Genomic DNA, 25,801 nt, shown 5'->3' with positions numbered 1-25,801 from the left:
GGACCCGCGCCGGAGGCCCGTCGGGCGACACGTTCGCCCGAGGGTCCCCGGTAAGGCGGGCCGGGCCCGGCTCCTTCGCCTTGGAGGGCCTCCCCTCCGCCGTGGTCGTGCGCCGGCCCGAGGTCGACCCCGGCCCCGCGACGGTGGGTCGGACGGCCCGCCCGGCCCGCCGGCCTCGGGGTGAACGCGACGCCGACATCGACGGGTGGGGCGATCCCCGTTCCGTCATCGTCGCCCCACCCGCCGTCCAGGGGCGACCACAGACCCCCGAATCGGGTCAGGTCGCCCGACCCGTCCCCGACCCTCCGGACCCGGGAGCCCACGCCACGATGGCCGAACTGCCGCGCGGGGCCAACGCCCCCCTTTCCGAACACCGGGTCGCCGCCACCGTCTCCTGCGCGGTGCCGGTCGACGTCAGCGCGCTGACCGTCGGCGCCGACCTGCGCGCCCGGTCGGACGCCGACCTCGTGTTCTTCAACGCCCCCGAGGGGTTCGGCGTGCGCTGGTCGCAGGCCGGCGGCGGGCAGCGCATCGAACTGGACCTGGACGCGGTGCCCGCCGACGCGCAGGCGGTGCTGATCGTGGTCAGCCTGACCGGGCCGGTGTCCTTCGGCGCGGTGCCCGCGCCGCGGCTCCAGCTCACCGCCGAGAACGGCGGCGCACTGGCCTCGTTCACGGTGACGGACCTGGGCCCGGAGAAGGCCATCCTGGGCCTGGAGGTGTACCGCCGCGGCGACGCGTGGAAGGTCCGCGCCCTCGGCCAGGGATACGCGGGAGGTCTGGCCGAACTGCTGGTCGCGCACGGCATCGAGGTCGACGACCCCGGCGAGCCGATCACCCCCCCACCCCCGCCCCCGGAGGTCGGCGCCCCCACCCTCCCGACCATCCCGAACGCCCCGAGCGGCACCGGCATCCCGAGCGGGGCCGGCGGCACCGGCTTCCCCAGCGGCACCGGCGGCGCAGGCCTTCCCGGCGGGTCCAGTGGGGCTGGCGTGCCAGGCGGTGCTTTCGGGGCTAGCGGCGCTGGCGGCACTGGCGGTGCCAGTGGGACTGGCGGTGCCGGTGTTCCCGGTGGTGCGGGGATGCCCTCTGGGGCGGCCTCTGGGGGTCCCGGGGGGGCGGCGGGGCAGTCGGGGTCCGAGGTCGGGTACGTGGAGCGGTGCTGGCTGGTGTGGGAGGACGCCAGTCGTTCGCTCGCGGCGTTCCGTTCGTCCACCGAGCACGCGCTGAACCTTCGCAACGACGAGATCGCCGGTCGGGCTCCGCGCGGTCGGCATCAGGAGCTGATGGCGGCGGCCACCGACCGGCTGAACGGCGACGCCGCCCAGCTCATCGGCGAGCTGTCCGCGGCCGAAGCGCAGGTCACCGCGGAGGTGGCCGCGTTCGACGGGCCGGGCTGGCTGACCTGGGAGCCGCGTACCGACATCGCCGACGGGGTGCTGCTGGGCGGCCTGTCGGTGGAGGAACTGCCGGGGCTGAGGGTGCCGCTGGTGCTGCGGGTGCCGTGGCGGCGCGGGGTGTGGATCTCGCGCGGCGCGCTGCCCGGCGACTCGGCCGCCTACGCCTGGTCGCTGATCACCCGCTTTCTGGCCGCCGTTCCGCCCGGACTGGTGGGGCTGGAGGTCATCGACGCCTCCGGGCTGTCAGGGGCGGGCTGGCTGAACGGCTTCGACCCCGCCGCCGTGCACGGGCTGCTGGGCGGCGGCGTCGCCACCGGTCCGGCCGCCGGTCAGCGGCTGCGCGGGCTGCTGGACCTGGTCGACCTGCGCGGTGTCGGCGGCGACGAGACCGAGGTGCCCGCCGGGCTGGCCCCCGGGCCCCCGGTCCGACTGACGGTGGTCATGGACGCGGGCGCCGCCCTGGACGGCGAGGACGCCCACCACCTGCTGCGGCTGGTGGAGGACGGGCCGCTGGTCGGCGTGCCGGTGATGCTGGTGGAGACCGACACCCCGGCGAACGAGTCGGTGCGGTCGCTGCGGGTCCGGCAGGCGTGCAACAACCTGCCGTCCGCGTCGGGCGAGATCGCCGACTCCTGGGTGGGCACCGACTGGACGCTGACCCCGGACGTCCTGCCGGACGCCGGTGACGGCGGTCGGGCCCCCAGCCTGTTCGCCCATGTGCTCGGGGCGCACGCCCGGGCGATCGCCTCCTTCGGATAACGGACCGGCCGGACACATGACAGCCCGCCTTTCGGCTGGGATGCTTTACCGTGTGGACTTTCGGATCCGCCCATGAGGCTGTTCGTGGCACTGCTGCCGCCGCCGAACGTCCTGGACGAGCTCGACCGTCTGCTGGTGCCCTACCGGGCCGCCTGGCCGGATCTCAAGTGGATCAGTCGGGACCTGATGCACGTCACGCTCGCCTTCCTCGGTGAGGTCGACGAGCGGGCCGAGAGCCGGCTGCTGCCCCGGTTGGAACGTGCCGCCGCCCGCTATCCCAAGATCGAGCTGTCGTTCGCCGGGGCGGGGTCGTTCCCCAGCGGCGGCGCGCACGCCCGGGTGCTGTGGACGGGCGTGTACGGCGACCGCGGCATCCTGGTCCGCATGGCCGCCTCCGTCAACGCGGCGGGCCGCCGCGCGGGCGCGTCCCTGGGCGAGTATAAGGGCTACCGCCCCCACCTGACCCTGGCCCGCAGCCGCCGCCCCACCGACATGCGGCCCCTCGTCGAGGAGCTGTCGGCCTACGCGGGCATGGCCTGGACGTCCGACGCCGTCCACCTGGTGCGCAGCCACCTCCCCGGCAAGGAGCAACCCGGCCTCCGCTACGAGAGCCTGTACGCCTGGCCGCTGGGCTCCACGGCCAAGTCCTGACGGGCCACACCGGCACGTCGGTGGATGCGCAGCCACCTCCCGGGCAGGAACGGCTCAGTCTGCGCTGAGAGAACCTGCACAGCTTTGCTACCGGGCAAGGGTTGAGGGGCCTACAGCTCCGGCGGAGCGGCCGGCCGGTCGGCGTCGGGCGGCCCCCACGGGAGGCCGAACCGCTCACAGGCACGACGGAGCTCGTCCAGGTCCGGCGGGAAGGAGACCTGGCGCAGCACACGCCCCGCCGGGCTCCAGACGACCAGACGCGGAACGCGCTCGACCGAGTCGTCGATGCCGACACCGCCGACCGCGGCCCGGGCGAGGTCCCAGGCGACCCGCCCCCGACGGGTGACCACGGAGATGCCGGCGGGCGAGACGCGGAGCTGATCGCGGTTGCGGTCGTACACCCAGTTGCCGAACAGGCCGATCAGCAGGCCCGCAGGGGCCGCCCACGCGGCCGTCAGGAGCGGGCCGCCGAGAGAGTCGCCCAACCACAGGGCCGCGACCGCCGCGACGACCTCGCACAGCGCCACGCTCAACGCGTACGTGCCCACCCGGGAACGGCGCGTGGCGTCCAACAGCACCCCCGGAGCGTCCGCCGGATCGGGATCCGGGCCGTCGTCGCCGGCCTCCGTGGCGGGCGCGCTGATGGCCTCGACGGCGCCGTGGAACGCGGCCGACAGGTACGCGTCGTACTCGGCGTCGGTGACCGGCAGCCCGGCCCGGCGGGCGGTCTCCCGCAGGTCGGTCCGGGAGATCCGAAGGGCGGACAACGGGGCGGCGAAGAACTCGTCGCCGTCGGAGTCGTACAGCCGCAGCCACGCCTGCCCGGCGATCGTCAGCAGCTCCACGCCGCCGAGGCGGTCCTGGGGCATCCGCAGCACCACGTCGCCGCCCGCGTCCGCCCAGCCGAGCCCGTCGTCGGTCACCACCAGCCGCCCGCCGGGGACCTGCGCGAAGACGTCCGGCAGCCCGTCCAGCCCGTACGCCGAGGGGCGCGGCGCCCGCGCCCCCGGGGTGATCACCCGGTAGCCGCGCTCGTGCAGGGCGTGGACGAGCTGGAACTCCTCCAGGTCGTGGGCGGGCAGCCGGGCCAGCAGCCCCATCCGGTGATCGAAGGCCAGCACCGCCAGCGGGCACGGCCCCGGCTCGCCGGTCACCGGGTCCACCCGGACACCCGGGCCCACGGCGACGGCGGCGATGTCGGCGGCGTGCACGCGCAGCCCCCGGCCGGTGCGGCGGCCGTGCACCACGATCCGACCGGACGTGATCGTCCAGCGGACCGGACGCTCGGCCAGCAGCCGGCGATGCGTGGCGAACAGGGTCAGCAGCGCCGGCAGCGCCCACCCGCCGGCCGCCAACCGCGCCACCGGGTCCGGCCCGGCCGGGTCGGACACCGCGATCCGGGCGATCATCAACGCGCCCAGGGCCGCCACCAGGGCCCCGAAGGCGGCGACGCGCCCCCGGCCCGGCGACGGCGGCGGCGCGGCCAGCCGGGCGGGCTCGCGGCGCTCCTCGGGCAGGATCCGCGGCTCGTGGACGGCGGCGAGCAGCTCGGCCTCCTGGGCCATCAGCCGCTGCTCGGCGGGATGGTCGGGCCCGGAGAGGTCGTCGGGGATCAGCGAGCCGTCGGGCGGCCCGTCGGCGTCGCCGTCCAGGATCCGCATCGGCAGCCCCAGCCGCCGCGCGGTCACATAGAACGCCAGCGGCTCGAAGCCCATCCGGGCGAGCTCGCCGACCGACGTCCGGCCGAACTTGTGGAAGACCGTCAGCCGGCCGTCGGCGGCCGTCACCGCCAGCTCCTCGATCCGCTCCCGCTCGTACCGGGTGATGATCTCGCCGTCGGGGCGGGTGAGCTCCAGGCCGGCCTCCGAGAGCCGCCACTGCGGCTCGGGGCGGCGCGGGCGCAGCGCGCCGATGAGCCAGGGCGCCGCGGCGGCGAGCGCGATCAGGGCCGCCCACAGCCAGGCGGGGCGGACCGGCAGCAGCGCCGCCGCGAGGGCCGCCAGCGTGAACGGCCCCGCCCCCACCGGCCGCAGCCGCCCACCGGATCCCGTCCAGGACTGGCCGACCAGCTCAGGATGCACAGTCACCGATCCTGACACGCGCGGCGACCTCTCCGCCCCCGACTTTCGGGTCGGGTTCCTCACTCAGCCCCGGCGGCGCAACACGCCGTACCCGAGGGCCAGCGCGAGGCCCACCGCGATGACCAGCCCGACGTTGTTGCGGTCCCGGGCCGGATCGCCGTCGTCGGGGCGATCGTCGGACGCGCGGGGCTCGCCGGTGCGGCCCGGCCGGGCCTTCTCGGGGAGCGGGACGCGCCACACGGGCTGACCGGAGCCCTCCGAACCGGCCAGCACCGCCGCGCCGTCGGCCGTGTAGGTGATCGACTCGCCCTGCTCCTGCGCCGGCAGCTTGAACGAGCGCAGCGAGTCGGTCTTCTCCTTCGCCCCGTCGTCGAAGGAGTACACGTGGGCGGAGAAGTACGTGCGGATCACCAGGGACCGCCCGTCGGGGGCGAACGCCCCGTCGGTGGCCAGCGCCGGGGCGTCCCCGACCTTGCGCAGGATGTTGGACCGGCCGGTCCGCAGCCTGGCGGGGGCCTCGTAGAGCGCGCCGGAGAACAGCTTGCTGGCCACGTAGAGCCGGTTGGTCCGGGGGTTGATTATCACGGTCTCGGCGTTGCGCGGCCCGTCCTCGTACCTGAGCCGGAACGCGGTGGCCCGCACCGTCTGGTCGCGCAGCCGGGACGGCTCGGGGATCCGGTAGACGGTGACGTACGGCCACGCGCCGCCGAGGTTGTCGCCGATGTCGGCGACGTACAGCGCGGGCCTCCCGCCCTCGTCCACGCCGACCGCCATGCCCTCCCAGTCACGGGCGGTGACCCCGCTCAGCGTGAACGTCGCCCGGGTGCGCCCGTCGGGGCCGAGCGCGAAGACGCGCGGGGAGCCGCCGGAGTCATTGTGGGTGTAGACGATGCCGGCGTGCCGTCTGCTCACCGCCAGGCCGCTGGACTCGCCGATCCGCGGGTCGGCGACGACGAACATCCGTGTGGCGTCGTCGTCGGCGGCGGCGTGCGCCCGCGGTGCCGCCGAGGCGAGCACGGGCAGCGCCGCCAACGCCGCCGCCAGGACCCGGGTGTGCGACCTCATCCCCCTCACCTTCTGATCCTTTCCGATGGCCGGGACGTTCGGCATCGTCCGCCGGAACGAGCCCGCGGGCATCGGGATGCCCCGTGGGGATGACCCCGCGTGCGGTCCGTCAGCCGAGCAGCGTGCCGATGATCACGGCGAGGACCAGGAGGATCAGAACGGTCGGGAGGAGCCATCGGGGCTGGCGGTTCACCCCAGCAGCTTATGCGGCGGCCGGTGATGCCGGGCTTCGGGTGCCGTGAACCGAACGGGCCCGTCCCGCATCTCATCGAACATGGGCGGACTCTTCGGATCGCTGCGCTCCCCTTCGGCGGAGCACCGTGAGCGCGTGTCGGACGCCTTCGTGGTCCTCGGCACGCTGGCCGGGGAACGCGGCGACGACTCCTCCGGGGTCGCCCTGTTCACCGGACGGCCGGTGCGCGACCCCGCCCCGGTGCCTTCGGACGTGCCCGATCTCAGCGTGGACGGCTGCCGGATCGTCAAGGGGCGGGCCCCGTTCTCCGGAGTCTGGAGCCCCGAGCTGCTCCCGCTGCTGGACCACGCCCCGGTGGCCCTGGGCCACACCCGCCGGGCCGTCCAGGGCTCCGCGCACGAGCCGGCGAACGCCGGCCCGCTGGCGGTGAACGGACTCCTCGGCATCCACGGCGAGGGCTTCGAACCCGGCGCCGACGGCGAGGCCGTCTTCCGCGCGCTGGCCGGACGACACGCCCCCGCCGAGATCGCCGAGGTGCTCGAGGCCCTGGTCGGACGGGGCGCGCTGGTCTGGGTCGACCGGGCCCGCCCGGACCGGGTGCGGCTGGCCCGCGCGGCGCTGAGCCCCCTGGTGGTGGCGGTGGACGCCGAGCACAACCTCTACTGGGCGTCCGACCCCCGCTGGTTCCGCGAGGTGCGCCGCGCCACGCGGGTGCGGCCGGTGTCGGCGGTGATGCTGCGCGAGGGCACCTACCTGGAGATCACCCGCGACCCCGAGCCGCAGATCACCGCGCGCACGAGCTTCCGGCCTCGCCGCGCTCGGCTGCGGGCGGGCCTTTGACACGGGCCCGCCCGCGCCGTCGAGACGACGGCGAGCGGGCCCCCTCGGGCGGCTAGAGGCGCTCGACCACGTGGTCGATGCAGGCGGTCAGGGCCTCGACGTCGGCCGGGTCGATGGCCGGGAACATGCCGACGCGGAGCTGGTTGCGCCCCAGCTTGCGGTACGGCTCGGTGTCGACGATGCCGTTGGCGCGCAGCACCTTGGCGACGTCCGAAGCGTTCACCGTGTCGGCGAAGTCGATCGTGCCGACCACCTGGGAGCGCTGCGCCGGGTCCGTCACGAACGGCGTCGTGTACGAGGTCTTGTCGGCCCAGGTGTAGAGGCGCTGGGCCGAGTCGGCGGTGCGCGCGGTGGTCCAGGCCAGGCCGCCCTGCGCGTTCATCCACTCGATCTGCTCGGCGAACAGCAGCAGGGTGGCGACGGCGGGGGTGTTGTAGGTCTGGTCCTTGGCGGAGTTGTCGACGACCGTCTTGAGGTTGAAGAACTCCGGCACGTACCGGTCGGTGGCGGCGATCTCGTCGATGCGCTCCAGCGCGGCGGGGGAGGCCAGCGCCACCCACAGGCCGCCGTCGGAGGCGAAGCACTTCTGCGGGGCGAAGTAGTAGACGTCGGTCTCGCTGACGTCGACCGGCAGGCCGCCCGCGCCGGAGGTGGCGTCGACGAGGACGAGGGAGCCCTCACCGCCGACCCGGTTGATCGGCATGGCCACGCCGGTGGAGGTCTCGTTGTGGGTCAGCGCGTAGACGTCCACGCCGTCCTCGGCCAGCGGCAGCGGGTGGGTGCCCGGGTCGCTCGCGATGACCGACGGGTCGGCCAGCCACGGCGCGGTCTTGGTGACCTTGGCGAACTTGCTGGAGAACTCGCCGAACGTCACGTGCTGCGACTTCTCCCGGACGATGCCGAAGGCGGCGATGTCCCAGAACGCGGTGGTGCCCCCGTTGCTCAGCAGGACCTGGTAGCCCTCCGGCAGCGAGAACAGGTCCGCGAGCCCTTCGCGCACCCGGCGCACCAGCGACTTGACCGGGGCCTGGCGGTGCGAGGTGCCCATGTAGGTCGAGCCCGAGGAGGCCAGGGCGGCGAGCTGCTCGGGACGGACCTTGGACGGACCGCATCCGAAACGGCCGTCGGCGGGCTTGAGGTCTTCGGGGATGACGATGTCGGTCACTGGACCACCTTAGTCGGCCTGCGAGATCGATTCAGAGCCGCCCACATCGTGAGATGGGCGTCTCACCGTCGGCGCCATGCCCGGAGAGCCAGGGCGAGCAGCGCCAGCAGTCCCAGCGTGGCACATCCGGCCGTCGCCGCATGCCCCGCCCATGGCCGATCGTCGTCGAGGGCCGTGAGCAGCGCCCCGGAGGAGTCGTACAGCAGGACGAGCAGCGCCGCGGCGACGACCCAGCCGACCGCCTTCCATGACCGGGTGTCACGACGGATCCGCTTGGCCTCGCGCTCCTCCTCGTACCGGCGCAGCTCCTCGACCTGCTCCGGGCTGAGAGGTTCGCCGTCGGCGTCGTCGAAATCCTCGGATCCGGCGTCATACGAATGGGCTCCCGGCACCCGTCCATGATGACAAACCGTTGTCGTGCGGGCTTCCGCCGAGGGCACCCGGTCGGTTACATGGACCCGCGCCTCGGAACTCGTGCGGGGCCGGAGGAGGTGGACGGGTGGCCTCGGAGCGGGTCGAGCAGGGTGCGCCGCCGCAGGGCGACGCGCGGTCCCGGCAGTTGGTGGGCGTCCTGCGCCAGTTGCGCCGACGTCCCACGCTGCGCGCGGGCGACCGGCTGCGCCCGCTGCTGCTGGCCGCCGACGAGCAGGCATGGCAGTCCTGGGCCGCCGACCGGCTCGTCACCGACTGTCGCGCCGACGGCGGTCTGTACGCCCGGGTGCACGCCGAACGCACCGGCGGGGACGTCGCCGAGCTGCTGCGCGACATCGCCCACCAACTCTCCGAGAGCGGGCCGAGGCTGGAGCCGCCGCTGCGGTTCCAGCTCCTCAGCATGGCCCTGTGGCTGCAGTCCCTGCGCGCCAAGCGGCTGCGGCTGCCGCCCAGCGGCCGGCCGCCCGCCCACGCCCCGCACGAGGCCGACGACTGGGAGCTGGCGGCCCGGCTGCGCGAGCACCACACCGACGGGTCGTCGCGCCGCGTGCTGGCCGCCGGCATCCGGCTGCGCCGGCAGCGCGTGCTGCCGGGCCGGGGTGGACAGCGCGACACGCTGGCCTCGGTGCTCAGCTACCTGGAGCAGGTCGCCCCGATCGGCGTCGCCGTGGTGGCCCTGGTCAGCGCCACCGCCGCCAGCACCCTCGACGTGGCGGCGGCGCTGACGACGGCGCTGGCCGGGGTCCTCGCCATCGCCGGGCAGGCGGGGATCACCACCTGGGACTGGGCCGGTCGTCGCCGCTACCGGTGGTTCGCCGCCCAGAGGTACGGGCGCAACCTCCCGCCGGGGGCGCACCGGCCCGGCGGGGGCTTCCTGGCGTTCGCGCTGGACCTGGTGTACCGGCCCGCGCCGCTGCACGGCGAGCCGGCGCCCCGCCATGACGACGACCTGGACAAGCTGCTGATCGCGGCGTTCCTGGAGGATCTGCGGCAGGGGTATCGGCGCAGTTGGCGGCGGGTGACGTGGGCGCGGGTGCGGTATCCGACGGTGATCCTGGACGCCTACGACGAGAGCGTGACCCGGCGCTTCATCACGCTGGTGGAGCAGGTGCGCGCGGAACGCCTGGAGACCCGGCCGACCGGTGCCGCGCCGTCCGAACGCGAACGCCGGGAACGGGACCGGCTGCGTCCCGAACGGGTCTCGGCCCGCCTCGCGTTCGACCCGCTGGTGATCGTGGCCTGTCCCGGCCCCGCCGAGGAGGTGCGGAGGCTGGCCGAGGCGGTCCGGGTCCATCCGGTGCGCGCCGACCTGGCCGACCTCGGCGAGGTGCAGGAGGCGTACTGGGACTACTGGGACGACCGGCGGCGCGCCATCGCCCTCGGGTACGCACGGGACGTCCCGGTGGACCTCGCGGAGGGCGACGGCTGGTCGGCGCCCGTGCTGCCCCGGCGCAACCGGCCGCCGCTCACGCATCCGGTGGTGCCCTGGCTGGCCGCCGGCGTGGTGCTGGCCGCGTCCGTCGGGGTGGTCGCGTTCGAGAGCGTCCGGTACTGCGACCCCCATGTGGTGTGGCACGCCGACAACGGCGAGTGTGTCGGCGTCACCGACGGGTCGTACGCGTTCAACGGCCGGCTCCGTCAGGCCGAGCACCGGATCCGGGACCTCAACCGGGCCGTCGAGGCGTCCGGCAAGCCGTACGTCACGATCGTCTACATCGGCGCGCTCAGCACCGAGCCGTCCGTCGACCAGCGGCAGGCCGACCTGCTGGCGGGCGTCCACGGCGAGCTGGTCGGGCTGTCGATCGCCCAGGAGCACCACTACGAGGCGAACGGTCGTCCGCTGCTGAAGGTGCTGGTGGCCAACGCGGGATCGCGGTTCCGGTATGCCACCGAGGTCGCCGAGCGCATCCGGCGGATGGCCGTGGAGGACCGCACGATCGTCGGCGTGGTCGGGTTCGGCGACAGCAAGCGGGAGACCGGCAACGCCATCAACCTGCTGTCGCAGGCGGCGCTGCCCATGGTGGGCACCACGAGCACCTACGACCACCTCGCCCAACGCGGAGGTCGCTTCTCCCCGTACTACTTCCGGCTCGCGCCGCCCAACAGGCGGCTGGCCGCGCACGCCGCGCACTGGGCCAAGAGCGGACGGCTCAGCGCAGACGGCCGTCCCGCCACCACGGCGGCGGTCTTCTACGACGGTTCCTCGGACGACACCTACAGCACCAACCTGGCGGAGGACTTCCGCGACGAGTTCGGCCGCGCGAAGGTCACGATGCTCGGCTACCGGGACCCGTCGGAGATCCCCGCGATGGTGCTCCAGGCGTGCCGTGCCCCTGCGGACGTCTTCTACTACGCGGGCCGTTCCGACGAGTTCCGCTCGTTCGTCAACCAGTTGTCCACCACGTCATGCGGGGACGGGCAGCGGATCGTGCTGGGCGGCGACGAGGTCACCAAGTACGTCAGCGACAACGCCGAGGGCATCGGCCGGACCCGGGCGATCAGGCTCTTCTACACGCCGCTGGCGGCCCGCGAGGCGTGGGCGGGACCGTGGGCGCGCAACAAGCCGATGCACGTCTTCTACACGTCGTTCGACCCGGTGGTGGAGAAGCTGGTCGGCGAGGACGCCCCCGCCGACCGCCGCCCCTCGCTGGCGCACTCGGCCATGGGGTACGACGCGGCCCTGACGATGATCCGCGTGGCCCAGCGCGTCCTCGGCGAACAGGAGGGCGGCCCGCCCAACGCCACCGGCGTACTGGCGGCGATGACCGAGCAGGAGTCCGGCCCCCTCACCCAGGGCGCCACCGGCCTCCTCGGCTTCGGCCCCCGCGCCGACGGCCACCAGGTCCCGGGCAAGCCCGTCCTCCTGCTGACCGTGCGCGAGACCGGCGCCCTCCAAGCGGTCGCCGTCTGCGGCCGCCTCGTCGAGGGCGCCCTCCAAGACCAGGGTTGCCCCCCCGGACGCTGATCGTCCGGCCCTGACAGGGCGGGTCCGGGGGCTCGCCCCCGGACCCGTGGGGTCAGCCGGTGTTGCGCTTGAGGGCGGCCTCGGCGCCGGCGACGTCGGTGAGCGGGCGGGGGCCCGGGCCGACGTACTCGGCGCTGGGGCGCACCAGGCGGCCGGTGCGCTTCTGCTCGAGGATGTGCGCCGCCCAGCCCGCGGTGCGGCCGCAGGTGAACATGGCGGGCATCATCGCCGGGGGGACCTCGGCGAAGTCGAGCATGACCGCGGCCCAGAACTCCACGTTCGTCTCGATGGCACGGTCCGGGCGGCGTTCGCGCAGGATGGACAGCGCGGCGTCCTCCAGGGCCTTGGCCGCCTCGAAGCGGGTGGCGCCCAGTTCCTTGGCGGTGCGGCGCAGCACCCGGGCGCGGGGGTCCTCGGCCCGGTAGACGCGGTGGCCGAAGCCCATCAGCCGGCCGCCGCCGTCCAGGATGTCGGTGACGACCTTGCGGGCGTCGCCGGTGCGCTCCACGTCCTCGATCATCGGCAGCACCCGGGCGGGGGCGCCGCCGTGCAGCGGGCCGGACATGGCGCCGATGGCCCCCGAGATGCTGGCCGCCACGTCGGCGCCGGTGGAGGCGATGACGCGGGCGGTGAACGTGGAGGCGTTCAGGCCGTGCTCGGCGGCCGACACCCAGTAGGCGTCGATGGCGGCCACGTGCCGGGGGTCGGGCTCACCGCGCCACTGGATCATGAACCGTTCGGTGATGGTCTGGCCCTCGTCCACCCGGCGCTGCGGCACCATGGGCAGGCCCAGACCGCGCGCCGACTGGGCGGCGAACGACAGGGCCAGCGCCGAGACGCGGGCGAGGTCGGCGCGGGCCTCCTCGTCCGAGTTGTCCAGGAGAGGGCGCATGCCGTACGCGGGGGCCAAGGCCGGGAGGGCGCCCTGGACGTCGACGCGGACGTCGCCGGAGCGCGCGGGCAGCACGTGCGGCTCGGCCGGGGTCAGACCCGGTTCGAAGCCGTCGTCCACCAGCAGGCCCCAGGCGTCGCCGAAGGAGACGCGGCCGACGAGTTCCTCGATGTCGACGCCCCGGTACCGAAGGGCGCCGCCCTCCTTGTCCGGTTCGGCGATCTCGGTCTTGAAGGCCACGACCCCCTCAAGACCGGGTTTGAAGTCGGACATGTACGTCCTGCCTTTCGTCCCCAAGAGTGATAAGGCGGTGCTGGTTCATTGAACCCTGTCCTGGTTACCAGTAAGTACCCAGGTCCCCGCAAGCTGGACAACGCCCAGGTGAGAGGCTCTGCGACTGTGCGACACACGCCCGATCCGGCCCGGCTCCGCATCGCCTACGAGGCAGGCGGCGCGGCGCGCGCTCCTTCCTCCTTCCCCTCGGACCCGCCCGGCGAGCCGGTCGACCTGTTCGCCGACTGGTTCGCCGCCGCGCTGGCGGCCGGGCTGCCGGAGCCGAACGCGATGGTGCTGGCCACCGCCTCGGCCGATGCGGCGCCCAGTGCCCGCACGGTTCTCCTCAAAGGGTACGGAACGGAAGGATTCCGCTTCTTCACCAACCACACCTCCCGTAAGGGGCGTGAACTCGCGGACAACCCCGTGGCGGCGCTGGTGTTCCCCTGGCACGCGATCCACCGGCAGGTGCGGGTCTCCGGCCCGGTCCGGCGGCTTCCGGACGAGGAGGCCGCGGCCTACTTCCGGACCAGGCCGTACGGTTCGCGGATCGGGGCCTGGGCCAGCCGGCAGTCCGCGGTCGTCGGGTCGCGGGAGGAACTGGACGCGCGGTTCGTCGAGTACGCCGAGAAATGGCCGGATCCGGCCGCGGTGGCGGATGCGGAGGAGGTGCCGATGCCCCCGTTCTGGGGCGGCTACCTGGTCGTCCCCGAGGAGATCGAGTTCTGGCAGGGGCGACCCGACCGGATGCACGACCGGATCCTCTACCGCCGGAGAAAGGAGGGGGCGGCCGTCGACGCGGACTGGGTGATCGAGAGACTCTCCCCGTGACGCAGCAGGACCCAGAACCCCCCGAGGTCGTGACACCGACCCGTCGCCTGCGCGGTCTGGCGATCGACACCCGCCCGCTCCGGGACCGCGCCTACCGGCGGCTCTGGACGGGCCAGGCGGTCTCGTTCGTCGGCTTCAACGTGACCGCCGTGGCGGTGCCCGTCCAGGTGTACGACATGACCGGCTCGTCGTTCTGGGTCGGGGTGCTCGGGCTGGTCAACCTGGTCCCGCTGATCGGCTTCGGGCTGTGGGGCGGAGCGGTCGCCGACCACATGGACCGGCGTCGGCTGCTGTTCCTGGCGTCCTGCGTGACCTGGGTCGCCACCCTCCTGCTGCTGCTCCAGGCGCTGCTGGACCTCGAGAACCTGGCGCTGATCATGGTCGTGGTGGCGGTGCAGGCGTCCGGGTTCGCGGTGGCCTCGCCGACCCGGGGCGCGATCATCCCCCGTCTCCTGGACCGGGAACGGGTCCCGGCGGCCAACACGCTCAACTTCACCGCCAGCCAGGTCGGGATGCTGGCCGGGCCGCTGCTGGCCGGGTTCATGCTCGCCCGCTGGAGCTACGGCGCCGCCTACGCGCTGGACGCCGTGCTGTTCACCGTGGGCCTCTACGCGGCGCTGCGGCTGCCGCCGATCCCGCCGCTGGAGGACCGCACGGGGAGCCCGGGGCTGCGCTCGGTCGTCGAGGGTCTGCGCTACCTGATGACGCAGCCGGTGCTGCTCATGTCGTTCGTGGTGGACATCATCGCGATGGGCGTGGCCATGCCCCGCGCGCTCTTCCCCGAGTTGGCCGACACCCGGTTCGGCGGCGAGGCGGCGGTGGGCTGGCTGTTCGGCGCGATCGCCATCGGGTCCGTGCTGGGCGGCCTGCTGTCGGGCTGGATCGGGCGCATCCATCGCCAGGGCGTGGCACTGGTCGTGTCGATCGTGGTGTGGGGCCTGGCGATCGCCGCCGCCGGGCTGGCCCACAGCCTGTGGCTGGCCGTCCTCCTGCTGGCCGTCGGCGGGGCGGCCGATCTGGTGTCGGCGGTGTTCCGGCAGACCATGCTGCAGACGTACGCGCCCGACGAGATGCGGGGCCGGATGCAGGGCGTCTTCGTCGTCGTGGTCGCCGGCGGGCCCCGGCTCGGCGACGTCCGCGCCGGCGCGACGGCCTCCGTCACCGGCGCCACCGCGTCGTGGGTCGGCGGCGGCGTGGCCTGCGCGGTCCTGGTCGTGGCCGTCTCCCTCTGCGTCCCGGCCCTGCTCCGGTACGACACCCGTACGCTCAAGCCAGCGCCCGAGCGGCGACCCTGAGGTCGTCGACCAGGCCCGCGTACATCGCGTCCCGGTCGTCGCCGCGCAGCACCGCCGAGGGGTGAACGGTGGCGACGATGTGGCCCTCCGCCACGGCCTCGGCCGCCTCGGCGGCCCGGCGGGTGCCCAGGGCGTCCAGCGGGGGGCACGGCAGCAGTCGTCCCCGCTGTTGCGTCACCCTGAACGAGGAGCCCAGCAGCGCCTTTCCGGCGGTGGCGCCGAGCGCGACGATGATCTCCGGCTCGATCAGCCGCAGCTCCGCCAGCAGCCAGGGACGACAGGCGGCCATCTCGGCGGCGTTCGGCGACCGGTGGATCCGCCGCTTGCCGCCCTCCGGGGTCGTGAACTTGAAGTGCTTCACCGCATTGGTCACGTAGGCGTCGTCGCGCGCGATCCCCGCCTCCTCCAGGGCCCGGTCGAGGAGCCTCCCGGCGGGGCCGACGAACGGCGCGCCCCGGCGGTCCTCCTGGTCACCGGGGATCTCGCCCACCAGCACCACCCGGGAGCTCGACTCGCCCGCGCCGAAGACGGTCTGGGTCGAGTCCTCGTACAGCGGGCACCCTCGGCAGCCGGCCGCCGCGCGCCGCAGGGCGGCGAGATCGGCCCGGTCAGGGACGTAAGGGGCCGCGTCGTGGGAAGAATCCGTGTGCATGACGTGTTGCCCATACCCCATGGTGCGGACGTCACGACAGGGACGACGACCGGGATCTATACGGGCAAGTGCCGACGAACACCCCGGCATGGCCTCGACGAAGTAGACTTGAACCTTCGAGAGTGGAGGGAGCCTTGACCTCACATGGCCTGATCGACACCACGGAGATGTATCTCCGCACGGTGTTCGAGCTCGAAGAGGAGGGGATCATCCCCCTCCGTGCGCGTATCGCCGAGCGCCTGTCCCAGAGCGGCCCGACCGTGAGTCAGACGGTCGCCCGGATGGAGCGTGACGGTCTGCTGCGGGTCGAGGGCGACCGGCACCTTGAGCTCACCGCGTCCGGCCGGGGTCTGGCCACCCGCGTGATGCGCAAGCACCGCCTCGCCGAGTGCCTGCTGGTGAACGTGATCGGACTGCCCTGGGAGGACGTCCACATCGAGGCGTGCCGCTGGGAGCACGTGATCAGCGAGCAGGTCGAACGGCGGCTGGTGGCGCTGCTGGGCAACCCGCAGACCTGCCCGCACGGCAACCCCATCCCCGGCCTGGACGAGCTGGGTGTCAGCGGGGACGGCGACGACAACGGCCCGCTGATCGTGATGACCGAGCTGGCCACCCCCGCGGGCACCCCCGCGGTGGTCCGGCGGATCAGCGAGCAGGTGCAGAGTGACAGCGATCTGATGCTCATCCTCAAGCAGTTGGGCATCCAACCGGGACGTGAGGTGACACTGGAGACCAGTGACGACGGCGTACGGGTCAGTTGCGCGGACGAGCCGGAGGGCGCCGCCGAGCTGCCCCGCCGGCTGGCCGAGCACGTGTTCGTCACCAAGCGCTGATTATCTCCCATTGACGACCCCGCTCTGTACCGAAGATCTCCTTAGCGAGACGCCGTACTCACGTATCCGGAAGGTGCTTTCGTCGTTCAATACGGAGGAGGCGTCCGTGCGGGGACGGACGGCGCTCGCCTGCACGACGGGGAAGCCGAGGTCCGATGAAACGGTGGGGTGAGTCGTCCTTCGAGGCGCAACTGCCGCCGGAGACGGTCCTGACGCAGATGGAGATGGCGGTCATCGTCTGCGACCGCTTCAGCAACGTCATCTACAGCAACGCCTTCGCGCACCAACTGTTCGGCTTCGGCGGCGACGAGCACATCGGGCAGTCGATCCTGTCCCTGGGCATCGCCGAGGAGGACCGCGACCAGGCCACCGAGCTGGCCCGGCACGTCCTCAAGGGCGGCGTCTGGGAGGGCACGTTCAGCAACGTGCGGGCCGACGGGGCCACCATCTACACCCGCGCCCACGCCGTCCCGCTGCGGCATCCCTCCGGCGCGATCGACGGCATCGCGATCTTCGCCCGGGAGGCGCTCCGCAGCAACCAGCGCGACCAGGACCGGTACGGCCTGCTGGAGCGCATCGGGGAGCGGCTGGCCGGGTCCCTGGAGCCCTCCACGACGTTGCGGCAGATGGCCGACACCCTGGTCCCGCAGTTCGCGGATCACTGCTTCATCGACCTGTTCAGCGGCGACCGGCTGGTCCGGCGGATCTCCCGGCACGCCGCGGGCTGGTCGCCGCCGCCCGGCACCTGGGCCGAGGTCGGCGAGCCCGTGTCGTACCCGCCGGGGCACTTCTGCGCCAAGGCGATGGACCGCCGTGACGCGGTGCTGGTGGAGGACCTCGTTCAGCACCGCTTCTCGGCCCCCAACGGCCCCAGCGGGCGGCTCGGCGAGGACATGGGCATCACCTCGGTGATCGCCGCGCCGCTGCTGGCGCGGGGCGAGCTGCTGGGCGTGATGAGCCTGGCGCTGTCCAACCTGAGCAAGCGCCCCGACCCGCACTACGACGGCTTCGACCGCGACCTGGTCGGGGCCATCGCCAGCCGGGTGGCGCTGGCCGTCGACAACGCCATGCTGTTCGAGCAGGAGCGCGAGACCGCGCTGGCCTTCCAGAAGGACCTGCTCCCCGGCGAGCGCCCGCCGCGCCTCGACGGGCTGAAGATCGCCTGGCGGTACGAGCCCGCCAAGCCGCTGGAATCCCACGGGCACGGCATCCAGACCCAGGTCGGCGGCGACTGGTACGACGTGATCCCGCTGTCGGCCGGCCGGGTCGGGCTGGTGATCGGCGACGTCGAGGGCCGGGGGGCGCGGGCGGCGGCGGTGATGGGCCAACTGCGGGCCGCGCTGCGCGCCTTCGCCCAGGACGACAAGCCGCCCGCCGAGATCCTGCGCAAGCTCGACGAGTGGACCCGCACGATGAGCGCGGCCCGCCGCCCGCGCGGCGGCGACGACGTGGTGCGCCCGCCGCTGGTGTCGTGCACCTACTTCGTGTACGACGCCTGGTCGCGGGTGCTGTCGTTCGCCAACGCCGGGCACGACCCGCCGCTGCTCGTCCAGGACGGGCAGGTGTCGGAGCTGGAGTTCGACAGCAAGGGCGCGATGCTCGGCGTGCGCGGCGGCGGGGTCGGCGGCGAGATCCTGTTCAACGAGGAGAGCTGCGAGCTCAAGCCGGGCGCGACGCTGGTCCTCTACACCGACGGCCTGATCGACCGGCGGCCCAAGGAGGACGGGCACTACCACTCCAGTGAAGAGTCCCGCCGGATGGTCCGCGAGGCCGTCGCGGCGGCCTCCCACGGCGACGTCGAGGCCGTCGCCAACGCCGCCTACGACGCCGTCCCCGGCGACATCGACGACGACGTGGCCATCGTGGTGATCCGCACCGCGGGCGAGGAGCTGGCGGTCGAGCAGCGCTCCTTCCGCGCCGAGCCGATCATGGTCTCCGAGGCCCGCCGGATGGCCTCCGACACCTTCGCCGCCTGGGGCATGGACCGCGAGCAGGCCGACCTGGCCTGCCTGCTGGTCTCCGAGGTCGTCACCAACGTGGTCCTGCACGCCGCCAGCGCCCCGGTGCCCCGCCGCGAGCCTCAGGTGGCCGGCCCGGCCCCCGGCGGCGACCCCTTGATGGGCTTCGACGAGGAGATCTGGGACCTCGGCATGGAGCTGGGCCGCCGCGAGCCGGCGGCCAAGGAGTTCCGCCTCCGCCTCCGCCGCGGGGCCGACTCCCTGTGGGTCGAGGTCTTCGACTCCGACCTGCGCCTCCCCCGCATCCGCAGCGCCGACGAGACCGACGAGGGCGGTCGCGGCCTCTACCTGGTCGACCAACTCGCCACCCGCTGGGGCGCGCGCCCCACCTCCGACGGCAAGGCCGTCTGGTTCGAGCTCCCCCTGGAGCCCTGAGTCACCCGTGGGCGGCCGAGCGGGGCGAGGCCGTCAGACCCTTGCCGTGAGGTGGGCCCAGGTCTGGGTGAACCACAGTTCGCCGCTGATGACCCGGGGGCGGGCTCCACTGCGGGGGCCGCCCTCGATCTCGTCGACCAGGGCGTGCCGGACGCGTTCGACGCCGTTCTGATCGGGGGCGGCGGCCAGCCAGGGCTCCAGCGGGCGTTCCACGTTGAAGCGCTCGATGCCGCGGACGCGGGCGCCGGCCTCCGACAGCAGCTCGACGAGCCGGGCGAGCGTCGGGGTGCCGGGGTGGGCGGGGTCGCGGAGGCGTTCGAGGCGGTCGTGCTCGCGGCCGTACCCGGAGGGCCGGACGACCTCGGCGATCACCAGCCGGCCGCCGGGGCGGCAGACGCGGGCCATCTCGCGGAGCACCTGGGCCGGGTCGCCGAGCCCGCTCAACGAGAAGCGCGAGGTCACGAGGGTGAAGGCGGCGCTGCGGTAGGGGAGTGCGGTGGCGCGGGCCCGTACCGTCGGGGTGTCGAGGGCGCCGACGTGCAGGCGGCTGCGGCCGAACAGGACGGTGGGGGTGCGTCCGTCGGGCCCCGCGCCGGGGGGTGAGAGCGGGGTGCCGTCGACGGCGGTGACGTGGCGGACCAACGGCCCCAGCGCGTCGGGCAGGGGGCCGGGTCCGCAGGACAGGTCGAGGCAGTCGTCCGCGGGGGAGGGTTCGGCGAAGTCCACCAGCCGGGCGACGTGCGGTGAGACGACGGTCCGGCGCCGGTTGGCCGTGGTGGGTGGCACCTCGATACTCCCTTGCCGCGCGGGGAAGCAGCTTTCACAGCTAAGACGCCGCGCCGAGGGGAGAAGTTCGGACAGATGCCGTCAAGACGTGGTCAATCGAGCGACTGTCCCCAGACCGCCAGCACGGCGATCACGAAGACGATGATGACCCCGCTGTATCCCGGCACCGACCACCGCAACCGGCCGGCGACGAAACGCATCAGGTAGGCGCAGAGCAGCGCCAGGAAGAACACGAGGATCAACCCGGACATACAGACACCTCGGTGGTTCGGGGGCTCTCGCAGAGCCTACGCCGCCGCCCCTCCGGCGAACCCCGTTCGGCACGGGCTATACGCTCACGGCTGTGGCAGATGCGAACGAAGTACACGGGAACGAGGAGCGTCGGCCGGATCTGGTCGACGGCCTGATGGTCCAGATGGCGCGGGGCAGGGTGGCGATCGGCGTGGCGGCGTTCGCGGCGCCGGGCGTGGCCGCCCGGGTGATGGGCGCGGCGGGCGGCAAGGACCCCGCCCGTGACCTGGTGACGAGGATCTTCGCCTCCCGGGAGATCGCGCTCGGCGCGGGTTACCTGCTGAGCCGGGGGCGCGGACGGGCGGCCTGGGCGCGACTCGGGCTGGCGGTCGACGCGCTCGACACGGTGGCCGGGGTCAAGTCGCGCAAGCCGCGCGGCGGCGTCCGCGGGGTTCCGCTGTGGGCCTCCGGGGGTTTCTCCGTGATCGCCCTCGGCGCGGCGGGCCTCGGCGCGGCCAAGGTCGCCAAGGACCTCACCGGCTGATCGTCCGGGAGATGTGGGTTCACCCCCCGTACCCGTAGGGGTACAGATGCGTTACCGGGGGGTGGGCCGTCCCCCGGAACGGTCGGTATGGGGGGACCACCATGGGCGCACGTGCGGACACCGCCGCCGCGGGCGGTGCGGAACGGCGGGACGTTCCGCACCGGGGCGGTCTGTACGCGATCATCGGCGCGCTCATGCTCGGCATGCTGTTGGCGGCGCTGGACCAGACGATCGTGGCCACGGCGCTGCCCACGATCGTCAGCGACCTGCGCGGCGCCGACCACCTGTCGTGGGTGGTCACCGCGTACCTGCTGGCCGCGACCGCGGCGACACCGCTGTGGGGCAAGCTCGGCGACCAGTTCGGGCGCAAGCACCTGTTCCAGTTCGCCATCGTGATCTTCCTGGTGGGCTCGGCGCTGTGCGGGCTGGCGCAGAACATGACCGAGCTGATCGCGTTCCGGGCGGTCCAGGGCGTGGGCGGCGGCGGGCTGATGGCGCTGGCCATGGCGATCGTCGGGGACGTGGTGCCGCCCCGGGAACGGGGCCGCTACCAGGGCTTCTTCGGCGCGGTGTTCGGCGTGTCCAGCGTCCTGGGGCCGCTGCTCGGCGGGTTCTTCGTCGACCATCTGGACTGGCGCTGGGTCTTCTACATCAACCTGCCCCTCGGGGCGGTCGCGCTGGTCGTCGTCGCGGTGGTCCTGCACGCCAGGGAACGGCACGAGCGCCACCGGGTCGACTACGCGGGGATCGTCCTGCTGGGTGTCGCCACGGTCTGTCTGGTGCTGGTGGCCACCTGGGGCGGCAACCAGTACCCCTGGGGCTCGCCCGTGATCCTTGGGCTGGTCGCGGCGGCCGTGGCCGCCGGGGTGGGCTGGTACCTCGCGGAACGTCGGGCGCCCGAGCCGGTGCTGCCGCTGGAGCTGTTCACGAGAGAGGTGTTCGTGATGTCCTCGGCGGTCGGGTTCGTGGTGGGCTTCGCGATGTTCGGGGCGCTGACGTACCTGCCGCTGTATCTGCAGGTGGTGCACGGCATCTCGCCGACGATGTCCGGGGTCCATCTGCTGCCGATGGTGCTGGGGATGCTGTTCACCTCGATCCTCAGCGGGCAACTGATCAGCAGGGTCGGCCGGTACAAGGTGTATCCGATCGCGGGCATGGCGATCACCACGTTCGCGCTGTGGCTGCTGTCGCGGATGGACGTGCACACCGCGAGCCTCACGATGAACCTCTACTTCCTGGTCCTGGGGCTGGGTCTGGGCCTGGTCATGCAGGTGATCGTGATCGCCGCGCAGAACGCCGTCCCGTACCGGGACCTGGGCGCGGCCACCTCGGGGGTCACGTACTTCCGGTCGATCGGCGGTTCGTTCGGCGTGGCGGTGTTCGGGTCGATCTTCACCGCCCGGCTGGGGGAGAACCTGTCGCAGATCTCCCGGAGCGGCCTGCCCGCCGGGTTCGACCCGGCGGCGGCCGGCAACGACCCGCATCTGATCGAACGGCTGCCGCCGCGCCTGCGGGCGGAGTTCCTGGGCGCGTACGGCGACGCGATCCAGCAGGTGTTCCTGTGGGCGATACCGATGGGGGCGCTGGGGTTCGTCCTGGCGCTGTTCCTCCGGGAGGTGCCGTTGCGGGGCACCTCGAAGGCGGGTCCCGACCTGGGCGAGGGCTGGGGCGGGGCGCCGACGGTCCGTTCGTCGCGGCACGAGGTCGAGGGCAGGCTCAGCCGGCTGATGATGCGCGACGCGTCCGCCCGGGAGATGTACGCCCGGCTCGGCGTGGTCTCGGGCGTGCACCTGCCCGCGGGCAGCATGTGGGCGCTGTGCCGGATCGCCGAGGAGGGGGACGTGTCGGGCACCGAGCTGGCCGAGCGGGCGGGTGTCGAGCCGGCGCGCGGGCGTCCGTTCGTGGATCGGTTGGTGCGCGCCGGGTACGTGGTGCGCGCGGACGGCCGGCTCAGGATCACCGACACCGGCCGGTCGACCGCCGAACGGCTCTTCGCCGCCCGTCGGGAGGGGCTGGCCGAGCATCTCGAGGGTTGGTCGCCCGAGGACCACGCGGAGCTGTCGGCGCTGCTGGCCGAGCTGTCGCGGACCTCGCTGGAGGCCCCGGCCGAGGTGCGCGGGTCGACTGCCGCCCGGTGACCGGCGCAACCGTGGCGCCGGTGCGGTGAGGCTCACACGCGACGTTGCGCGGCTCGCGAGGTAACCTCATACTGACCGAACCGAATCAGACTCGGTTTGGTCCCGGGACGGAACCCTACGCGAGAAACTTTGGAGGCGTCGTGGCCGAGGCGTACATCGTCGGCGCGGTCCGTACCCCTGTAGGCACCAAGAAGGGTGCCCTCAAGGACGTTCACTCCGCCGACCTCGGTGCCCATGTGCTCAAGGAGCTCATGAACCGCACGGGTGTCGACCCCGCGGCGGTGGAGGACGTGATCATGGGCTGTGTGTCGCAGGTCGGCGCGCAGACCCTCGACATCGCGCGCACCGCCTGGCTGACGGCGGGCCTGCCCGAGCACGTGCCCGGCGTCACCGTCGACCGGCAGTGCGGGTCCTCGCAGCAGTCCATCCACTTCGCGGCCCAGGCCGTGATGTCCGGCACCCAGGACCTCGTGGTCGCCGCCGGCGTCGAGAACATGGCCATGGTGCCGATGGGCGCCTCCGTCCCCGTGGGCCCCGAGGGCCCGACGGCCGGGCTGCCCTGGGGCCCCGGGTGGGGCGAGCGCTACGGCGCCCAGGAGGTCTCCCAGTTCCGCGGCGCGCAGCTCATGTGCGAGAAGTGGGGCTTCAAGCGCGGCGACCTGGAGGCGTTCGCGCTGGAGAGCCACCAGCGGGCCGCCCGCGCGCAGGAGAACGGCTACTTCGACCGCGAGATCACCCCGCTGGCGGGCCTCGCCAAGGACGAGGGCGTCCGCGCCGACACCTCGCTGGAGAAGATGGCCGGCCTCAACGTGCTCCGCGAGGGCTGGGAGCTCACCCCGGCGGTGGCCTCGCAGATCTCGGTGGGCGCGTCCGCCCTGCTGATCGCCTCCGAGGAGGCCGTCAAGCAGCACGATCTGACCCCCCGGGCCCGCATCCACACGCTCGCGGTGGTCGGCTCCGACCCGATCTACATGCTGACCGGCCCGATCCCGGCGACCGAGAGGGCGCTGGCCAAGAGCGGCCTGTCGATCGACGACATCGACGCCACCGAGATCAACGAGGCGTTCGCCCCCGTCGTGCTGGCCTGGCTCAAGGACACCGGCGCCGACCCGGCCAAGACCAACCCCAACGGCGGCGCGATCGCGCTGGGCCACCCGCTGGGCGCCACCGGCGGCATCCTGGCCACCAAGCTGCTGCACGAGCTGGAGCGCACCGGCGGCCGGTACGGCCTCCAGACGATGTGCGAGGGCGGCGGCCAGGCCAACGCCACCATCATCGAGCGTCTCTGACCCTCACGTTCCACCGGACGGGCGGGGCCGCGGTCGCGGTCCCGCCCGCCAACGTCAGGGCGTCAGGGCGTCAGGGGAAGGGGCGGTGGACGTCCTCCGCCTTGGACGGGCCCGGCTGCGCCTCGGCGATCCACGGGCCGGGCAGGGACGGGTCGATGACGCCCTCCTCCAGCCAGGTGAAGTCACCCGCCATCACGCGCCGGGCCACCTTCGCGTCGCGGGTGTCGGTGTTGCGCCACAGACCCTCGAACAGGGCCGCCACCCGGAGGCGGGACTGCTCGCAGAACGCGTCGGCCAGGTCGACGGCCGAGGCCCCGGCGGCCTCCCGGGCGTCCCTTCGGGCCCGTACGCAGACGGCGCTCATGGCGAACAGCTCGGCGCCGATGTCGACGATCCCGGCCAGCACGCCCTGCCTGCGCTCCAGCCCGCCCTGCCAGCGCGCGGCGGCGTAGAACGTGGAACGGGCCAGCTTGCGGGAGGCGCGCTCCACGTAGCGGACGTGCCGGGCGAGGCGGCCGAACTCCCCGTACGAGCCCGGACGCCGCCCGGGGCCGGTCACCAGCGTCGGCAGCCACCGGGCGTAGAAGCCCCCGGCGCGGGCGACGGCACGCGCCTTGTCCGCGCGGGAGGCGTCCGGGTCGATGATGTCCCCGGCGACCGACAGATGCGCGTCCACCGCCTCGCGGGCGATCAGCAGATGCATGATCTCGGTGGAGCCCTCGAAGATCCGGTTGATCCGCAGATCGCGCAGCACCTGCTCGGCGGGCACCCCGCGCTCGCCGCGCGCCGCCAGCGACGCGGCGGTCTCGTACCCCCGGCCGCCGCGCACCTGCACCAGCTCGTCGACGATCCGCCAGGCCATCTCCGAGGAGTACAGCTTGGCCAGCGCCGCCTCGATCCGGATGTCGTTCCGCTCGTCGTCGGCCAGCGTGGCGGACAGGTCGTGCATCGCCTCCAGCGCGTACGAGGTCGCCGCGATGAACGACAGCTTGCGGGAGATCGCCTCGTGCTCGCCGATCGGGCGGCCCCACTGCACGCGTTCCGAGCACCACTGACGGGCGATCGCCGTGGCCCACTTGCCCGCCCCCGCGCACATCGCGGGCAAGGACAGCCGGCCGGTGTTCAGGGTGGTCAGCGCGATCTTCAGCCCGGCGCCCTCGGTGCCGATCAGGTTGCGCGCCGGGACCCGCACCTGGTGGAACCGGGTGACGCCGTTCTCGATGCCGCGCAGCCCCATGAAGGCGTTGCGGTTCTCCACCGTGATGCCGGGCGTGTCCGCCTCCACGACGAACGCCGAGATGCCGCCCCGGCGGCCCTCCGACCTCGGCACCCGCGCCATCACCACCAGCAGGTCGGCGACCACGCCGTTCGTCGTCCACAGCTTGACGCCGTCGAGCACGTACTCCGTGCCGTCCTCCGAGGGCACCGCCGTGGTCCGCAGCCGGGCCGGGTCGGACCCGACGTCGGGCTCGGTGAGCAGGAACGCGCTGATCTCGTTCACGCAGCGGGGCAGCCACCGGTCGCGCTGCTCGGCCGTGCCGAACAGCTTGACCGGCTGCGGCACCCCGATGGACTGGTGCGCCGACAGCAGCGCCCCGATCGCCGGGCTGACCGAGGCCGCCAGCATCAGGGCCCGGCCGTAGTGGAGCTGGTTCAGGCCGAGTCCGCCGTACTTCTCGGGGATCTTCATGCCGAGCGCGCCGATGTCCCGCAGGCCCGCCACCACCTCGTCGGGGATCCTCGCCTCGCGTTCGATCCGCTGCGGGTCGATCCGTTCCTCGCAGAACTCCCGCAGCCGCGCGAGGAACGCCTCGCCCCGCTCGGCGTCCTCGGGGGTGGGGCGCGGATGCGGATGGACGAGGTCCAGCCGCAGTTCCCCCATGAACAGGTGCTTGCCGAAGCTCGGCAGCCGCCACTCGGCCTCACGGGCCTCCTCGGCGACCTTGCGGGCGGTCCTCTCGTCCACGACGGTCGCGGACGGGCGGCTCGGCTGGCTCATGTCGGCTCCTCCCGGACTCGTTCTCGTCCAAGGCCCTATTCCCGTATCCCGCCATGGAACGCCCGAAAAGGACCGATCCATATTCCGGATGGGG

General features: G+C 73.4%; 20 protein-coding genes. 11 read left to right on the top strand and 9 right to left on the bottom strand.

Annotated features, from left to right (window positions below):
• The first annotated feature begins 80 nt into the window (after nucleotides 1-80).
• Together DFJ69_RS08810 and thpR are read left to right on the top strand one after the other, a co-directional pair.
• The gene (locus tag DFJ69_RS08810; protein ID WP_245974182.1) at nucleotides 81-2,159 is read left to right on the top strand and encodes a TerD family protein; all 2,079 of its coding nucleotides are present in this window, start codon (nucleotides 81-83) and stop codon (nucleotides 2,157-2,159) included.
• A gap of 72 nt (nucleotides 2,160-2,231) precedes the next feature.
• Entirely contained in the window at nucleotides 2,232-2,810 is a 579-nt protein-coding gene (gene thpR / locus DFJ69_RS08805; RefSeq protein WP_116022023.1) for an RNA 2',3'-cyclic phosphodiesterase, read from the top strand.
• A gap of 110 nt (nucleotides 2,811-2,920) precedes the next feature.
• Here the strand turns inward: thpR and DFJ69_RS08800 are convergent, their stop codons facing one another.
• Nucleotides 2,921-4,897, bottom strand: a complete 1,977-nt coding sequence (locus DFJ69_RS08800) for a hypothetical protein (protein WP_245974181.1) — start codon at nucleotides 4,895-4,897, stop codon at nucleotides 2,921-2,923.
• A 57-nt stretch (nucleotides 4,898-4,954) separates the two neighbouring features.
• Nucleotides 4,955-5,956 carry a hypothetical protein gene (locus DFJ69_RS08795; RefSeq protein ID WP_116026503.1) on the bottom strand — a complete coding sequence of 334 codons (1,002 nt, stop codon included), beginning with the start codon at nucleotides 5,954-5,956 and terminating at the stop codon, nucleotides 4,955-4,957.
• A 328-nt stretch (nucleotides 5,957-6,284) separates the two neighbouring features.
• Between DFJ69_RS08795 and DFJ69_RS08790 the strand changes: the two genes are divergently transcribed.
• The gene (locus DFJ69_RS08790) at nucleotides 6,285-6,989 is read left to right on the top strand and encodes a class II glutamine amidotransferase domain-containing protein (protein WP_147312248.1); all 705 of its coding nucleotides are present in this window, start codon (nucleotides 6,285-6,287) and stop codon (nucleotides 6,987-6,989) included.
• A gap of 52 nt (nucleotides 6,990-7,041) precedes the next feature.
• Here DFJ69_RS08790 and serC read toward each other — a convergent pair whose 3' ends face one another.
• Nucleotides 7,042-8,154 (bottom strand): phosphoserine transaminase, encoded by a 1,113-nt coding sequence (gene serC / locus DFJ69_RS08785; RefSeq protein ID WP_116022020.1) that lies wholly within the window; start codon nucleotides 8,152-8,154, stop codon nucleotides 7,042-7,044.
• A gap of 62 nt (nucleotides 8,155-8,216) precedes the next feature.
• Nucleotides 8,217-8,546 carry a hypothetical protein gene (locus DFJ69_RS08780; protein ID WP_116022019.1) on the bottom strand — a complete coding sequence of 110 codons (330 nt, stop codon included), beginning with the start codon at nucleotides 8,544-8,546 and terminating at the stop codon, nucleotides 8,217-8,219.
• A 107-nt stretch (nucleotides 8,547-8,653) separates the two neighbouring features.
• Here DFJ69_RS08780 and DFJ69_RS08775 point away from each other — a divergent pair, with 107 nt between their 5' ends.
• Nucleotides 8,654-11,551: an ABC transporter substrate-binding protein gene (locus DFJ69_RS08775; protein ID WP_116022018.1), complete on the top strand. Its 2,898-nt coding sequence runs from the start codon at nucleotides 8,654-8,656 to the stop codon at nucleotides 11,549-11,551.
• 52 nt (nucleotides 11,552-11,603) lie between these two features.
• Here the strand turns inward: DFJ69_RS08775 and DFJ69_RS08770 are convergent, their stop codons facing one another.
• Nucleotides 11,604-12,716, bottom strand: a complete 1,113-nt coding sequence (locus DFJ69_RS08770) for a citrate synthase 2 (RefSeq protein ID WP_116022017.1) — start codon at nucleotides 12,714-12,716, stop codon at nucleotides 11,604-11,606.
• Between the two features lie 126 nt (nucleotides 12,717-12,842).
• Here DFJ69_RS08770 and pdxH point away from each other — a divergent pair, with 126 nt between their 5' ends.
• A complete protein-coding gene (gene pdxH / locus DFJ69_RS08765; RefSeq protein WP_116022016.1) occupies nucleotides 12,843-13,547 on the top strand; it encodes a pyridoxamine 5'-phosphate oxidase in 705 nt (234 codons plus the stop codon).
• Nucleotides 13,544-14,842 carry an MFS transporter gene (locus tag DFJ69_RS08760; RefSeq protein WP_245974180.1) on the top strand — a complete coding sequence of 433 codons (1,299 nt, stop codon included), beginning with the start codon at nucleotides 13,544-13,546 and terminating at the stop codon, nucleotides 14,840-14,842. The genes pdxH and DFJ69_RS08760 overlap by 4 nt, the downstream gene beginning before the upstream one ends.
• Here DFJ69_RS08760 and DFJ69_RS08755 read toward each other — a convergent pair.
• Nucleotides 14,814-15,494, bottom strand: a complete 681-nt coding sequence (locus DFJ69_RS08755) for a UdgX family uracil-DNA binding protein (RefSeq protein ID WP_116022015.1) — start codon at nucleotides 15,492-15,494, stop codon at nucleotides 14,814-14,816. The two genes, DFJ69_RS08760 and DFJ69_RS08755, sit on opposite strands and share 29 nt — an antisense overlap.
• Nucleotides 15,495-15,628: 134 nt before the next feature.
• On the opposite strand from DFJ69_RS08755, the gene DFJ69_RS08750 reads away from it, so the two are divergent.
• Both DFJ69_RS08750 and DFJ69_RS08745 read left to right on the top strand, forming a co-directional pair.
• On the top strand, nucleotides 15,629-16,327 hold the full coding sequence (locus tag DFJ69_RS08750; RefSeq protein ID WP_116022014.1) for an iron-dependent transcriptional repressor DtxR: 699 nt from the start codon (nucleotides 15,629-15,631) through the stop codon (nucleotides 16,325-16,327).
• Between the two features lie 155 nt (nucleotides 16,328-16,482).
• Nucleotides 16,483-18,720 (top strand): ATP-binding SpoIIE family protein phosphatase, encoded by a 2,238-nt coding sequence (locus tag DFJ69_RS08745; protein ID WP_116022013.1) that lies wholly within the window; start codon nucleotides 16,483-16,485, stop codon nucleotides 18,718-18,720.
• A gap of 33 nt (nucleotides 18,721-18,753) precedes the next feature.
• On the opposite strand, the gene DFJ69_RS08740 is transcribed toward DFJ69_RS08745, so the two are convergent.
• Both DFJ69_RS08740 and DFJ69_RS34190 read right to left on the bottom strand, forming a co-directional pair.
• On the bottom strand, nucleotides 18,754-19,506 hold the full coding sequence (locus tag DFJ69_RS08740; protein WP_211328556.1) for a class I SAM-dependent methyltransferase: 753 nt from the start codon (nucleotides 19,504-19,506) through the stop codon (nucleotides 18,754-18,756).
• A 92-nt stretch (nucleotides 19,507-19,598) separates the two neighbouring features.
• Nucleotides 19,599-19,757: a hypothetical protein gene (locus DFJ69_RS34190; protein ID WP_170177582.1), complete on the bottom strand. Its 159-nt coding sequence runs from the start codon at nucleotides 19,755-19,757 to the stop codon at nucleotides 19,599-19,601.
• 92 nt (nucleotides 19,758-19,849) lie between these two features.
• Here DFJ69_RS34190 and DFJ69_RS08735 point away from each other — a divergent pair, with 92 nt between their 5' ends.
• From DFJ69_RS08735 to DFJ69_RS08725, 3 genes are all read left to right on the top strand, one after another.
• A complete protein-coding gene (locus tag DFJ69_RS08735) occupies nucleotides 19,850-20,281 on the top strand; it encodes a hypothetical protein (protein WP_245974178.1) in 432 nt (143 codons plus the stop codon).
• A gap of 101 nt (nucleotides 20,282-20,382) precedes the next feature.
• Nucleotides 20,383-22,419, top strand: a complete 2,037-nt coding sequence (locus tag DFJ69_RS08730) for an MFS transporter (protein ID WP_116022010.1) — start codon at nucleotides 20,383-20,385, stop codon at nucleotides 22,417-22,419.
• A 140-nt stretch (nucleotides 22,420-22,559) separates the two neighbouring features.
• Nucleotides 22,560-23,708, top strand: a complete 1,149-nt coding sequence (locus DFJ69_RS08725) for an acetyl-CoA C-acetyltransferase (RefSeq protein WP_116022009.1) — start codon at nucleotides 22,560-22,562, stop codon at nucleotides 23,706-23,708.
• Nucleotides 23,709-23,778: 70 nt separating this feature from the next.
• Here DFJ69_RS08725 and DFJ69_RS08720 read toward each other — a convergent pair whose 3' ends face one another.
• Nucleotides 23,779-25,707, bottom strand: a complete 1,929-nt coding sequence (locus DFJ69_RS08720) for an acyl-CoA dehydrogenase family protein (protein WP_116022008.1) — start codon at nucleotides 25,705-25,707, stop codon at nucleotides 23,779-23,781.
• Between the last annotated feature and the right edge of the window lie 94 nt (nucleotides 25,708-25,801).

It is taken from the genome of Thermomonospora umbrina (assembly GCF_003386555.1).
Taxonomy (GTDB): Bacteria; Actinomycetota; Actinomycetes; order Streptosporangiales; family Streptosporangiaceae; genus Thermomonospora; species Thermomonospora umbrina.
This window is presented reverse-complemented; position numbering and strand designations above follow the sequence as displayed.

Coding starts and splice junctions, on each gene's coding strand:
- thpR (WP_116022023.1), top strand. CDS start 2,232: ATGAGGCTGTTCGTGGCACTGCTGCCGCCGCCGAACGTCCTGGACGAG.
- DFJ69_RS08795 (WP_116026503.1), bottom strand. CDS start 5,956: ATGAGGTCGCACACCCGGGTCCTGGCGGCGGCGTTGGCGGCGCTGCCC.
- DFJ69_RS08770 (WP_116022017.1), bottom strand. CDS start 12,716: ATGTCCGACTTCAAACCCGGTCTTGAGGGGGTCGTGGCCTTCAAGACC.
- DFJ69_RS08755 (WP_116022015.1), bottom strand. CDS start 15,494: ATGCACACGGATTCTTCCCACGACGCGGCCCCTTACGTCCCTGACCGG.
- DFJ69_RS08745 (WP_116022013.1), top strand. CDS start 16,483: ATGAAACGGTGGGGTGAGTCGTCCTTCGAGGCGCAACTGCCGCCGGAG.
- DFJ69_RS34190 (WP_170177582.1), bottom strand. CDS start 19,757: ATGTCCGGGTTGATCCTCGTGTTCTTCCTGGCGCTGCTCTGCGCCTAC.
- DFJ69_RS08730 (WP_116022010.1), top strand. CDS start 20,383: ATGGGCGCACGTGCGGACACCGCCGCCGCGGGCGGTGCGGAACGGCGG.
- DFJ69_RS08720 (WP_116022008.1), bottom strand. CDS start 25,707: ATGAGCCAGCCGAGCCGCCCGTCCGCGACCGTCGTGGACGAGAGGACC.